We start from the raw sequence: 12,649 nt of genomic DNA, 5'->3' as shown, positions 1-12,649 counted from the left end.
TCACAGCACGTCCTCCGCGAGGGCCGCTCCGGTCTTCGGGCTCCGGCCGTCGCCTTCACCCTCCTCCGGCTCCTGCTCCCGCATCTTGCGGAGGTTGAACCGGCGGTGGCGCGGGTCGAACGCGTCGCGCAGGCCGTCGCCGACGAAGTTGACGAGCAGCGCGAGCGTCACGATGAACGCACCGGGCCACCAGAACAGCCACGGCCGTGTCTGGAACGCGGACTGGTTCGAGCTGATCAGGAGGCCGAGCGAGACGTCCGGCGGACGGATGCCGTAGCCGAGGTAGGACAACGCGGTCTCGAGCAGGATGGCCGAGGCCATGATCAGCGTCGAGGCCACGATGACGACGCCGATGGCGTTCGGCAGGATGTGCTTGAAGATGATGCGCGCGTCCGAGGCGCCGGCCACGCGGGCCGCCTCCACGAACTCCCGCTCGCGCAGGGAGAGGAACTCACCGCGAACCAGACGGGCGATGCCCATCCAGGAGAAGAACCCGAGCATCAACGCCAGGAAGAACGCGCCGAGACCGCCGAACGCGTGACCGACGACCGAGCCGATGACCAGCGCCGGGATGACGATGAACACGTCGGTGATGCGCATCAGGATCGCGTCGACCACGCCGCGGAAGTAGCCCGCGACGGCGCCCACGACGACACCCACGACGCTCGCGATGAGTCCGAGGACCACCATGACGAGGATCGAGTTCTGGATGCCGCGCATCGTCAGGGCGAAGTAGTCCTTGCCGATGCGGTCCTGGCCGAACGGGTGCTCCCAGGTCGGGGAGCCCTGCTGCACCTGGTCGTTCAGCTCGGTGTAGTTGTACTTCCACCAGCCGGGGATCGGACCCAGCCCGATCGCCGAGATCGAGAACAGCAGGATCAGGATGAACAGGATGGCGCTGGCGACGGCGACCTTGTTGGAGAGGAACCGCTTCCAGACGAGCTTCCCCTGGCTGACGGGCGGGGCGCTGGGCGCCTGCAGCTCATCGGCGATACGTGTGTCGTTGACGGACATTTATCGGACCCTCACTCTCGGGTCGAGTGCGGCGTACGCGAGGTCTGCCAGGAAGTTGAACAGGATGGCCATGGCCGCGATCACGAGGAAGTACGCCATGACGGGGTTAAGGTCGCCGCGGCTGAGGCCGAGGTTGAACAGCGAGCCCATGCCCGGGATGGCGAACACGCGCTCCGTGATGACCGCACCACCGAGCAGCGCTCCCACGTCGAAGGCGACGAGGGTCGTGATCGGGATGAGCATGTTGCGGAAGGCGTGACGCACGACGACGGTCCGCTCCGGCAGGCCCTTGGCGCGCGCGGTGCGGATGAAGTCCTGGTTGAGCACCTCGAGCATCCCGGCACGCGAGTAGCGGGTGTAGGACGCGAACGAGATGAGCAGCAGGGCGATCGTCGGCAGCACCAGGTGCGTGAACGTGTCGAGGCCGGTGACCCACATATCGCCCTCGAGGCCCGGGGTCGAGGAGCCGACGGTCGCGATGGGGCGGCCGTTGGTGTCCTGGAAGTACTGCGGCCACGCCTGCATGAAGCGGTCGACGATGATCAGGAAGCCCGAGACGATCGTGACGATCACCGAGATCCGCATGTTCTGGCCGCGGTCGTAGCCTCCGACGAACCAGCCGATCGCGAGGCTCACGATGATGGCCACGATCGCCAGGATGATGATCGTGCCGATGGTGGAGACGTCGAAGAGCGGCTGGAGCGCGAAGTAGCAGACCAGGCTGATCGCGCCCGCGATGGCCGCCGAGATGAGCGCCCGCCGATTCTGCAGTCCCGAGATGAGCGCCGTGGCGCCGATCACGGTCGCGGCGATCAGCAGGATCATCACCACCGGGCCGAGGCCCGGCATGAGGAACCAGTTCATCGCCGACATGAGCAGCAGGACGCCCGCCGTCGCGACACCCGAGATGACGAAGGTCAGCAGACGCCGCCTCCGGTCACCGCCGATCAGCGACTGCCAGATGAGTCCGGCCACCAGCCCGATCAGCACGGCCACCCACCAGGGGATGGTCGGGTGCGCGAGGAAGTTGTTGAAGCCGATCGCGACGAACTCCTTGAGCAGAACCGCCACGAGGAACGCAGGAAGCGAGTACAGGAAGAAGCTGAGGAACGTGACGACGTTGTCGAGTCCGCTGTACTGCCGCAGGGCGGTGACGATGCCGATGGTGACACCGAGGAGGATCGCGAGGATGAGGGCGAACGTGACCAGCTGCACCGTCGACCCGAGGGCCTGCGGGAGGATGTCGGTCACCTTCGCGTTGGAGACGGTGGACCCCAGGTCGCAGGCGTTGGCGAACGGGATGAGGCACTTGGCCGCACCGCCCAGCCAGAGCAGCCAGCGCAGCGGCGGCGCGACGTCGAGCTGCAGGAGCTGGATGCGCGCGTTGATGAGCTGCGTCTTATTGGGGGAATTGCTGCCTCGGAGATCCTGGAGCGGGTCGGCGCTATAGGCGACCAGCATGTACATCAGGAACGAGGCGGCGATGATGATGAGCACTGAGACCAGAAGGCGTCTCAGGATGAAACTCGCCATAGGTTCAAAACCTTCACTGACAGGACGCGCCGATCGGGGGTGCGGCGGAGGGGGGTTTGCCGCCAGGCGCGTATCTCACGGGGCGGACGGATCACGTCCACCGACTACATGATACGGGGCGCCGGCCGGAACCGACGCCCCGCCGCAGTAAGAGTGCCCGGGGTTCACCCGGGCACTCTCACTTGCGGAGCTGTTACTTCTTGGAGGACTTGACCGACCACTCCCAGAAGTTCCAGAACGGACCGGACTGTCCGCCGTTGTACTTGACGCCGTCAACCCGCGAGGTGGTCGCGAAGACACCCGGGAGCTGGAACAGCGGCAGACCGTAGCCGTCGGTGAAGGTCTGCTTGTCGATCTGGTACTCGATCTTCGTCAGCTCATCCTTGTCCAGGGTGGTCTGCGACTTGAGGGCCAGGTCGTTGGTGCCGGTGTAGCGGTTGTAGTTTCCGCCACCCTGCGAGGCGAACACCTGCGGCAGCTGCGTGGTGCCTGCACCCGGGCTGATCCAGCCGAAGAGCGAGGCGTCGTAGTCGCCACCCGGGAGCAGCTTGCTCCAGTCGGGCGAGCCGGCGTCGACGACCTTGATGCCGGCCTTCGCGGCCGAGGCCGAGATCGACTGGAACTCGTCGACACGGTTCGGGTTGTTCGTGTTGTAGAGGATGCGCACGGTCGGGGTGGCACCGGCGAGCAGCTGCTTGGCGCCCTCGATGTCGACCTTGTCGTACTTGTCAGATCCGTTCTGCTTGACGCTGCCCTCGTACTGCTCCTGGTTCGGCAGGAAGATCTGCGAGTTCAGGACCTTCGCCTTCGAGTCGACCGGCGTGACGATCGAGTCGAGGATCTGCTGACGCGGGATCGTCTTGAGGAACGCCTCGCGGACCTTCTCGTCCTTGAACACCGGCGAGCCGAAGTTCAGGTCGAGGTGGTCGTACGACGCCTGAGCACCGGTGAGGATCTTGGCGCTGGTCTGCTTGAGCGCGGTGATCGTGTCGGCGGACGCCTGCGGGTTGATGATGTCGACCTCACCGTTCTGGAGAGCGGTGACCTGGGCGTTCGCGTCCGGGATGATGCGGAACACGATCTTGTCCACGTTCGGCTTCAGACCGCCGGCGTAGTACTTGTTCGGCGTCATCGTGAGCGACTGGCCGGGGGTCCACGACGAGACGACGAACGGGCCGGAGGAGACCAGCAGGTCCTTGTCGGTCGGGAACGCGGTCACGTCGTAGCCGGTGTTGACGAACTCCGCCGCCTTCTTCAGCGTCGGGTCGGCCGGAGCCGGGTTCGCCGGGTCGCCCTTGGGCAGGCCCTTCAGCAGCTTCGTCAGGTCGGCGGCCGAGGAGAGGCCCGCCTTCTTGGCGACGATGTGCGCGGGCTGCGCGATCGGGTTGACGAGCTCCCAGTCCACGTACGGCGTCGCGTACTTGAGGGTGATCGTGCGGTTGTCGTTGCTGACCGTCGGGAAGTCGGTCGCGTCGATGCCCGCGGTCGAGCCCGCGATCTGGAAGTACTGCGTGCCGCTGGTGACGTTGCCGTCATCGTCGAACTTCGCCGAGTCGTAGTGGCCGGAGGCGATGGCCCACGCGAGGATCATGTCATCGGCGGTGACGGGCTCGCCGTCAGACCACTTGTCGTCCTTGTTCAGGGTGTACTTGACGGTCAGCGGGTCGTCCGAGGTCTTCTCGAACGTGCCGAACTTGTCGTCGTGGACGATCTTGTAGTTGTTGTCGATGTACTGGAAACCGGTCCCGTACGAGCCGTTGAGGTATCCGACCTGGCCGTTGGTGTCCAGGTTGCCCTGCGGCGTCTGCGAGTTGAACGAGGTGAAGTCGTTCACGACCGCCACCGTCACGGTGCCGCCCTTGGCAGCGGACGAGGTGCTGGTGCTCCCGGACGTGGTGCAGGCCGACAGCGCGAGTGCTGCGACGCCTGCGACGGCGACCGCGCTGACCGCGAACCTGCCCTTTCTTCCGTTGATGTGCAATGTTCCTCCTGTGCGAAGTGTGCGTCGGAACGGGCATGCGAGAAGCCTGGTCCGCGCGGGATAAGAATGACCCTAGGTATCGCTGCCAGTGATTGCAAAACAGCGCGGGAAAACGTTACAGAGTGGTAACTCAGTCGGAGGATTCGTGCACGATGCGCACAAAAACGGTGGATTTGATCGTGCAATGCAACGATTGAATGGTTTGCGGTCCGGGCTGGCAGGATGCCGGTATGGCTGACGCGCTGACCTGGGCCGGAGAGACCCCCGTGGAGCGCGCCGCGCGCCCCCGCCTCTGGTGGGAGGTCGCGATCGTGCTCGGCCTGTCGCTCGGCCAGTCGGCGATCTACTCCATCGTCACCATCATCGACCGTGCGACTCAGAGTACGCCCCTGGCGGACCAGAAGGCGGAGGTGAACCCCGCCCAGTCGAGCCGGGAGGTCTTCGACTTCCTGTACCAGGTGCTCGGCAATCTGTTCCCGCTGTTCGCCGTCGCCCTGGTGATCTACCTGCTCTGGCAGCCGCAGCGCAGCGGCTTCCGTCGCATCGGCTTCGACCTCACGCGTCCCGCCCGCGACCTCGGCGGCGGGGCGCTGCTGTTCCTCGTGATCGGCATCCCCGGCATCCTCTTCTACGCCCTCACCCGGCTGCTCGGGATCACGGTCACGGTGGAGGCGTCGACGCTCGACGCGCACTGGTGGACGGTGCCGGTGCTCATCCTCGCCGCGCTTCGTGCCGCGCTCCAGGAGGAGGTCATCATCGTCGGCTACCTCTTCACACGCCTGCGCCAGCTGGGCTGGGGAACGTGGTCGATCATCCTGGGCGCCGCGGTGCTGCGCGGCAGCTACCACCTGTACCAGGGCTTCGGCCCGTTCGTCGGCAACGCGATCATGGGCATCGTCTTCGGCTGGTGCTACACCCGCTGGGGCCGCGTGATGCCGCTCGTCGTCGCCCACACGATCATCGACATCGTCTCGTTCGTCGGCTATCCCCTCGCCGTCGCCCTCTTCCCCCACATCTTCGCCTGACCCCCGCCGTCGAGTCCGCAAGCTTTGCACGGAATCGCGGGGCGAAGCGTGCAAAGTTTGCGGACTCGACGGTGGGGGTGAAGGGCGGAGGCGGTTAGGGGTGGGTCAGGCGAAGGCCTCGGGCGGCGGGCAGGCGCAGAAGAGGTTGCGGTCGCCGTAGGCCTGGTCGATGCGGCGCACCGGGGGCCAGTACTTGTTCCGGACGAGAGCGGGGACCGGGTAGACCGCCTGCTCCCGCGAGTACGGGTGCGTCCAGTCGGACGAGACCGCCGACTCCGCGGTGTGCGGCGCGTTCCGCAGGGGGTTGTCGTCCGACGGCCAGTCCCCCGCCGCGACGGCGTCGGCCTCCTCGCGGATCGCGATCATCGCGGCCACGAAGCGGTCGAGCTCGGCGAGGTCCTCGCTCTCGGTCGGCTCCACCATCAGGGTGCCGGCGACGGGGAATGACATCGTCGGCGCGTGGAAGCCGTAGTCGATGAGCCGCTTGGCGACGTCGTCGACCGTGACCCCGGTGCGCTCGGTCAGCGGGCGCAGGTCGAGGATGCACTCGTGCGCGACGAGGCCGTCCTCCCCCGCGTAGAGCACCGGGAAGTGCTCCCGCAGCCGCGCAGCGACGTAGTTGGCCGACAGAACGGCCGCTCCCGTCGCATCCTTCAGGCCTTCTGCGCCCATCATCCGGACGTACGCCCAGCTGATCGGCAGGATGCTCGGGCTGCCGTACGGGGCCGCCGAGACCGGCGCTCCGCCGTGCTCGACGCGGCCGCCGCCCGCGATCGGGTGCGTCGCGTCCTGCGCGAGCGGGTGGCCGGGCAGGAACGGCGCGAGGTGCGCTTTGGCCGCGACCGGACCGACACCCGGGCCGCCGCCGCCGTGCGGGATGCAGAAGGTCTTGTGCAGGTTGAGGTGGCTGACGTCGCCGCCGAAGTCGCCGAACCGGGCGTAGCCGAGCAGCGCGTTGAGATTGGCGCCGTCCACGTACACCTGGCCGCCGGCGTCGTGCACGGCTTGGGTGATCGCGACGACCTCGTGCTCGTACACGCCGTGCGTCGACGGGTAGGTGATCATCAGAGCGGCGAGGGTGTCGGCGTGCTCGGCGATCTTGGCGCGCAGGTCGTCGAGGTCGACGTTGCCGAGCTCGTCCGTCGCCACGACGACGACGCTCATGCCGGCGAGCACCGCGGAGGCCGCGTTCGTGCCGTGCGCGGACTGCGGGATGAGGCACACGGTGCGCTGCAGGTCGCCGCGCGACCGGTGGTACCCGCGGATCGCGAGCAGTCCGGCGAGCTCGCCCTGGCTGCCGGCGTTCGGCTGCAGCGAGACGGTGTCGTACCCCGTGACGTCGGCGAGCCACTCTTCCAGCTGGTCGATGAGCTCCAGCGAGCCGGCCACGTCGGCGGCCGGAGCGAAGGGATGCAGCGCAGCGAACTCCGGCCAGGTCACGGCCTCCATCTCGGTCGCCGCGTTGAGCTTCATGGTGCACGACCCGAGCGGGATCATGCCGCGGTCGAGGGCGTAGTCGCGGTCCTGCAGCAGGCGCAGGTAGCGCATCATCGCGGTCTCGGAGTGGTGCGTGTTGAACACCGGGTGGCTGAGGTACTCGGACTCGCGCGCGAGCACCGGGTCGTAGGACGCCTCGCCGGAGAGCGTGAGCGCCGGGACGCCGTCGACCGTGCCGCCGAGCACCTCGATGAGGTCGCCGAGCGGGAAGTCGCCGTCGCGGAGGTCCTCCGCCGACTCCTCGTCGATGCTCAGCGAGACGAGACCGGCGTCGGTCGCGTGCAACAGGAGGCCGCGGTCGTGCGCGCGGGCGACGACGGTGGCCGCGTCGTCCACCTCGACCTGCAGCGTGTCGAAGAACGAGCGCGACACGACCTCGACACCGGATGCGCGGAGCGCCTGGGCGACGGCGGCCGTCGTCAGGTGCACCTGGCGACCGATCGCGCGAAGCCCGGCAGGGCCGTGGTAGACGGCGTACATCGCCGCCATGACGGCGAGGAGCACCTGCGCGGTGCAGATGTTCGAGGTCGCCTTCTCGCGGCGGATGTGCTGCTCGCGGGTCTGCAGCGTGAGCCGGTAGGCGGGCTTCCCGACCGCATCCTGCGACACTCCGACCAGACGGCCGGGGAGCTGCCGCTCGAGGCCCTTGCGGACCGCCATGTAGCCGGCGTGCGGGCCGCCGAACCCCATCGGGACGCCGAAGCGCTGGCTCGTGCCGACCGCGACATCCGCTCCGAGCTCGCCGGGGGCGCGCAGCTGGGTGAGGGCGAGCAGGTCGGCGGCGGCGACGATGACGGCCCCCGCCTCCTTCGCCGTGCGGATGACGGCGCTCGGATCCCACACGCGCCCGGAGGCGCCCGGGTACTGCACGAACAAGCCGAAGGCGTCGCTCAACTCCGGGGCATCCGCCGGGAGGCTCGCCAGGTCGAGCACGACCAGCTCGATGCCGACCGCGTCCGCCCGGTTGCGCAGCAGCGCCAGCGTCTGCGGGAACGTGTCGACGTCGACGACGAAACGCGGCGACTTCGCCTTGGATGCGCGGCGCGCCAACAGCATCCCCTCGACGACCGCAGTCCCCTCGTCGAGCATCGATGCGTTCGCCGTGTCGAGGCCCGTGAGGTCGGAGACCATGGTCTGGAAGTTGATCAGCGCCTCCAGCCGGCCCTGCGAGATCTCCGGCTGGTACGGCGTGTACGCGGTGTACCAGCCCGGGTTCTCGAGCACGTTCCGCTTGATCACCGCGGGCGTGATCGTGCCGTAGTAGCCGAGGCCGATCAGGCTGCGGTTGACGGTGTTGCGGGCGGCCAGCGCGCGCAGCTCGCGGAGGGCGGCGCGCTCGCTCAGCGGAGCCGGAAGCACGGACTCGCGCCCGGCGTCCACGCGGATGGAGTCGGGGACGGCCGCGAGGACGAGGTCCTCCACGGAGGCCCACTCGCGGGAGGCGGCCGCGCCAATCGCGGACAGCATGGTGCTCTGCGCGTCGCCGTCGGTGCCGATGTGACGCGCTGGGAAGAGGTCGGTCATGTGAGGTGGGGGAACCTTACTCGCCGGTCAGGGCGGCGTACTCGTCGTAGCTCAGGAGGTTGTCGGGCAGCTCGGTGAAGCGGACCTTCACCAGCCAGCCCTCGCCGAACGGGTCGGAGTTGACGAGTTCGGGGGCGTCGACCACGGCACTGTTGGCCTCGGCGACGGTGCCGTTCACCGGGGCGAACAGCTCGCCGACCGACTTGGTCGACTCGATCTCGCCGACCACGCGGCCGGCGGTGACGTCGCTGCCCTCCTCGGGCAGCTCCACGAACACGACGTCACCGAGCTTCTCGGCCGCGTAGGCCGTGATGCCGACGGTCGCGACGTCGCCATCGACCAGGAGCCACTCGTGCTCGGGCGTGTACTTCAGGTCTCGTTCTGCGGCCATGGCTAGCGCTTCTTTCTGCTGTAGAAGGGGAGGGCGGTGACGGTGAACGGGAGGCGGGTGCCTCGCACATCCACCTGGAGCACGGTGTTCTCACGGGCGAAGCGGGGGGCGACGTAGGCCATCGCGATGGGCATGCCCAGCGTCGGGGAGAGCGCGCCGGAGGTGACGACGCCGACCTCGGCGTCGTCACCGGTCGTATCGTCGTGCGCGAAGACCGGGTAGCCGGCGCGGGCAGCGCGCTTGCCCTCCCCGGCGAGGCCGACGAGCACACGGGCCTCCGGGTCCGGCCCCTCCTCGCTGGCGGCGCGGCCGACGAAGTCGGTGTCCTTCGCGAGGTTGACGACCCGGCCGAGTCCCGCCTGCGCCGGCATCGTGTCGAGGCCGAGCTCGTGGCCGTACAGCGGCATCCCGGCCTCGAGGCGCAGGGTGTCGCGGCTGGCGAGGCCGGCGGGGACGAGGCCCTGATCGGCTCCCGCCTCGAGCAGGGCATCCCACAGGGCGCGCGCGTTGTCCGGCGCGAGGTAGAGCTCGAAGCCGTCTTCGCCGGTGTAGCCGGTGCGAGCGATGAGCACGGGATGCGTCTCGAACTCGGCCGGGAGCGACCAGTAGTACTTGAGGGCCGAGAGGCGCTCCCCGAAGTCGGAGCCGCCGAGCGCCCCGGCGTCGGCCGACAGGCCCGGCGTCGCGAGCAGGATGGAGAGGGCGGCCGGACCCTGCACGGCGATCAGGGCGATGTCGTCGGACTCGTCGAAGACCTCGACGTCGAACGGCGCGGTCCGGTCGCGCAGCTCGGCGGCCACCGCATCCCGGTTCGACGCGTTCGCGACCACCATGTAGCGGTCGTCGCCGGTGCGGTACACGACGAGGTCGTCGACGATGCCGCCGGAGCGGGAGAGCAGGAGGCTGTACTTCGCCTGGTCGACGTTGAGGGCGGAGAGCTTGCCTGCGAGCGCATAGTCGAGCGCCTGACCGGCCTCCGGGCCGAGGAGCACGATCTCGCCCATGTGCGACAGGTCGAACAGGCCGGCGGCGGTGCGCACGGCGTGGTGCTCGGCGAGATCGGAGGAGTACCGGACCGGCATCTGCCAGCCGGCGAAGTCGGTGAAGGAGGCGCCGGCCGCCGTATGGGCGTCGTGGAGCGGGGAGGTGCGCTCGGCGTTCGTACCGTCTGGCGTGCTCTGCGAGGTCATGAGTTCTCCGATCGCCGGCCGTCGGCCGGGGGCTGCGGGGGCGTCGCCGCTCCCGGGAAGAACTCCCCCTCTGTCATCCGGCCTGAGAGTTTCACCTCGCCTCCCTGAGGGATGCGCGGCTTTCACCGTGGGCGAGGACGGCGGGCGCCATCCTGCTTTTCAGAGTGGCCAGTCCGATGCGGTACGCGTACCTGAGAGATTGTCGGGGAGGATTGCTCCTTCGGTGTCGCGCTCGCGCGACTCTCCCGCATCGACCTCGTTGGCCCGGTATTCGGTTGTCCGGCCAGCATATCCGCTCCCGCCGTCCCGTGCGCACGCGAAGATTTGCGCCAAATCTCGGTAATGCGCCCGTCATAACAGAGATTTGGCGCAAATCTCAGCGTGTAGGGAGGCGTTTGGCGTTCTGGTCGAGATGACACTAAGATGATCAGCACGTTAGAGTCAAGTTGACCTTTAGGTGACGGGAGCGGCCATGACGGCACGGCACGAACGCGCGAGTGCGATCCTCGCCGTGTCGACGGTCATCTTCGCCCTGCGCACCGACGACGAGACCGGCGGCGTCCCGCAGGTGTGGCTGCCGCTCGTGCGCCGAATCCGCGAACCGTTCGAGGGACGCTGGGCCCTGCCGGGCGGACCGCTGCGGGTCGGCGAGGACCTCCCCTACGCCGCTGCCCGCACGCTCAACGACACCACCGGCCTGACGCCCAGCTACCTGGAGCAGCTGTACGCCTTCGGCGACGCCGACCGCTCCCCCGGCGCCGAGCGCGTCGTCTCCGTCGTCTACTGGGCACTCGTCCGCAGCGAGGAGGCCGAGCGCGCCAGCGTCGGCGAGAACGTTCGCTGGTTCCCCGCCGACGACCTGCCCGAGCTCGCCTTCGACCACAACGTGATCGTCGAGTACGCCCTCTGGCGCCTTCGCACGAAGATGGAGTACTCCCGCATCGCCCACGCGTTCCTCGGCGAGCGCTTCACGCTGGCCCAGCTGCGCGGGGTGCACGAGGCCGTGCTCGGCCGCGCCCTCGACCCGGCCAACTTCCGCCGCACGATCGAGTCCTCCGGGGCCGTCGTCGCCACCGACGAGTACCTCACCGGCACGCCGCACCGTCCGCCGCGGCTGTACCGCTACAACGACCAGATCGACCTCGCCGACGCGGGGCCGCTCCCCCGCCAGCAGCATCCGTTCGAAGGAAGAAACGCATGACCATCGCTTCGGTCGACACCACCATCCGGCTCATCGCGTCGGGGCAGCTCGACGGCGACACCTGCACCCCCGACCTGGTGGAGGCGCCGTGGACGTTCGACAGCGCGACGCCCTCCTACGGGCCCGGCGCGTCGCTCGGCGACCCCATCCCGGCGAACGCCCCTCGGCAGGGCGAGCTGCCGGAGGAGTACCGCACCGCCACGGCCCAGGAGCTCGGCGACCGCATCCGCGCCGCCAAGGAGACCCTCGGCGACCGCGTCGCGGTGATGGGCCACTTCTATCAGCGCGACGAGGTCGTCCAGTACGCCGACTTCGTGGGCGACTCCTTCCAGCTCGCCAACGCGGCCAAGGCCCGGCCGGAGGCGGAGGCGATCGTGTTCTGCGGCGTCCACTTCATGGCCGAGACGGCCGACATCGTGTCGCGTCCCGAGCAGCGGGTCATCCTCCCCAACCTCGCCGCCGGCTGCTCGATGGCCGACATGGCCGACCTCGACTCGGTCGAGGAGTGCTGGGAGCAGCTGGAGGAGCTGTACGGCACCGAGCCGGACGCCGACGGCCGCGTCCCCGTCATCCCGGTCACCTACATGAACTCGTCCGCCGCCCTGAAGGCCTTCTGCGGCGAGCACGGCGGCATCGTCTGCACCTCGTCGAACGCGGCGACCGTGCTGGAGTGGGCGTTCGAGCGGGGGCAGCGCGTGCTGTTCTTCCCCGACCAGCACCTGGGCCGCAACACGGCGAAGGCCATGGGCATCCCGGTCGAGCGGATGCCGCTGTGGAACCCGCGCAAGGCGTGGGGCGGGACGGACGCCGAGACGCTGCAGGACGCCCAGGTCATCCTGTGGCACGGCTTCTGCTCGGTGCACAAGCGCTTCACGGTCGGCCAGATCGAGCACGCGCGCGCCGAGTTCCCCGGCGTCCGAGTGATCGTGCACCCCGAGTGCCCGATGGATGTGGTGGATGCGGCCGACGAGTACGGCTCCACCGACTACATCGTCAAGGCGATCCAGGCGGCGCCCGCAGGCTCCACCTTCGCGATCGGCACCGAGATCAACCTGGTGCAGCGGCTGGCGGCGCAGTTCCCGCAGCACACGATCTTCTGCCTCGACGCGGTGGTGTGCCCGTGCTCGACGATGTACCGCATCCACCCCGGGTATCTCGCCTGGGTGCTGGAGGGGCTCGTCCGCGGCGAGGTGCTCAACCAGGTGACCGTTCCCGCGTCCGTCGCGGAGCCCGCGCGGGTGGCGCTCGAGCGGATGCTGGCGGCGCGGCCCGACACCACGATGGCGGCCTGAC

Annotated in this window: 9 protein-coding genes and 2 riboswitches; of the genes, 3 read left to right on the top strand and 6 right to left on the bottom strand. The window is 68.7% G+C overall.

Going from position 1 to position 12,649, the window contains the following annotated elements; all coding sequences use genetic code 11:
* The 3 genes from BLR91_RS05785 to BLR91_RS05775 all read right to left on the bottom strand — a co-directional run bounded on the left by BLR91_RS05785 (window position 1) and on the right by BLR91_RS05775 (window position 4,528).
* Window positions 1-1,014 (bottom strand): ABC transporter permease, encoded by a 1,014-nt coding sequence (locus tag BLR91_RS05785; RefSeq protein WP_018191493.1) that lies wholly within the window; start codon window positions 1,012-1,014, stop codon window positions 1-3.
* Window positions 1,015-2,547: an ABC transporter permease gene (locus tag BLR91_RS05780; protein WP_018191494.1), complete on the bottom strand. Its 1,533-nt coding sequence runs from the start codon at window positions 2,545-2,547 to the stop codon at window positions 1,015-1,017.
* 193 nt (window positions 2,548-2,740) lie between these two features.
* Complete coding sequence (locus BLR91_RS05775) at window positions 2,741-4,528, bottom strand: ABC transporter family substrate-binding protein (protein WP_018191495.1); 1,788 nt, start codon at window positions 4,526-4,528, stop codon at window positions 2,741-2,743.
* A 230-nt stretch (window positions 4,529-4,758) separates the two neighbouring features.
* Between BLR91_RS05775 and BLR91_RS05770 the strand changes: the two genes are divergently transcribed.
* Window positions 4,759-5,553 (top strand): CPBP family intramembrane glutamic endopeptidase, encoded by a 795-nt coding sequence (locus BLR91_RS05770; protein WP_018191496.1) that lies wholly within the window; start codon window positions 4,759-4,761, stop codon window positions 5,551-5,553.
* A 105-nt stretch (window positions 5,554-5,658) separates the two neighbouring features.
* Here the strand turns inward: BLR91_RS05770 and gcvP are convergent, their stop codons facing one another.
* From gcvP to gcvT, 3 genes are read right to left on the bottom strand one after another with little or no spacing between them, the layout of a single operon-like run.
* Window positions 5,659-8,574 carry an aminomethyl-transferring glycine dehydrogenase gene (gcvP, locus tag BLR91_RS05765; RefSeq protein ID WP_089876451.1) on the bottom strand — a complete coding sequence of 972 codons (2,916 nt, stop codon included), beginning with the start codon at window positions 8,572-8,574 and terminating at the stop codon, window positions 5,659-5,661.
* A 16-nt stretch (window positions 8,575-8,590) separates the two neighbouring features.
* On the bottom strand, window positions 8,591-8,965 hold the full coding sequence (gcvH, locus tag BLR91_RS05760) for a glycine cleavage system protein GcvH (protein ID WP_018191498.1): 375 nt from the start codon (window positions 8,963-8,965) through the stop codon (window positions 8,591-8,593).
* A 2-nt stretch (window positions 8,966-8,967) separates the two neighbouring features.
* Window positions 8,968-10,155 carry a glycine cleavage system aminomethyltransferase GcvT gene (gene gcvT / locus BLR91_RS05755; RefSeq protein ID WP_089876452.1) on the bottom strand — a complete coding sequence of 396 codons (1,188 nt, stop codon included), beginning with the start codon at window positions 10,153-10,155 and terminating at the stop codon, window positions 8,968-8,970.
* Between the two features lie 63 nt (window positions 10,156-10,218).
* A riboswitch (glycine riboswitch) is annotated at window positions 10,219-10,323 on the bottom strand.
* A gap of 1 nt (window position 10,324) precedes the next feature.
* Window positions 10,325-10,413: riboswitch (glycine riboswitch) on the bottom strand.
* A gap of 214 nt (window positions 10,414-10,627) precedes the next feature.
* Here gcvT and BLR91_RS05750 point away from each other — a divergent pair.
* A complete protein-coding gene (locus tag BLR91_RS05750) occupies window positions 10,628-11,356 on the top strand; it encodes an NUDIX hydrolase (protein WP_018191500.1) in 729 nt (242 codons plus the stop codon).
* Complete coding sequence (nadA, locus tag BLR91_RS05745) at window positions 11,353-12,648, top strand: quinolinate synthase NadA (protein ID WP_089876454.1); 1,296 nt, start codon at window positions 11,353-11,355, stop codon at window positions 12,646-12,648. The genes BLR91_RS05750 and nadA overlap by 4 nt, the downstream gene beginning before the upstream one ends.
* The last annotated feature ends 1 nt before the right edge of the window (window position 12,649 follow it).

The sequence above is a fragment of the Leifsonia sp. 466MF genome, from assembly GCF_900100265.1.
Taxonomy (GTDB): domain Bacteria; phylum Actinomycetota; class Actinomycetes; order Actinomycetales; family Microbacteriaceae; genus Leifsonia.
The sequence above is the reverse complement of the archived record's forward strand: the minus strand, read 5'-3'. Positions and strand labels throughout refer to the sequence as shown.

Coding starts and splice junctions, on each gene's coding strand:
- gcvH (WP_018191498.1), bottom strand. CDS start 8,965: ATGGCCGCAGAACGAGACCTGAAGTACACGCCCGAGCACGAGTGGCTC.
- BLR91_RS05785 (WP_018191493.1), bottom strand. CDS start 1,014: ATGTCCGTCAACGACACACGTATCGCCGATGAGCTGCAGGCGCCCAGC.
- nadA (WP_089876454.1), top strand. CDS start 11,353: ATGACCATCGCTTCGGTCGACACCACCATCCGGCTCATCGCGTCGGGG.
- BLR91_RS05770 (WP_018191496.1), top strand. CDS start 4,759: ATGGCTGACGCGCTGACCTGGGCCGGAGAGACCCCCGTGGAGCGCGCC.
- BLR91_RS05750 (WP_018191500.1), top strand. CDS start 10,628: ATGACGGCACGGCACGAACGCGCGAGTGCGATCCTCGCCGTGTCGACG.
- gcvP (WP_089876451.1), bottom strand. CDS start 8,574: ATGACCGACCTCTTCCCAGCGCGTCACATCGGCACCGACGGCGACGCG.
- BLR91_RS05780 (WP_018191494.1), bottom strand. CDS start 2,547: ATGGCGAGTTTCATCCTGAGACGCCTTCTGGTCTCAGTGCTCATCATC.
- gcvT (WP_089876452.1), bottom strand. CDS start 10,155: ATGACCTCGCAGAGCACGCCAGACGGTACGAACGCCGAGCGCACCTCC.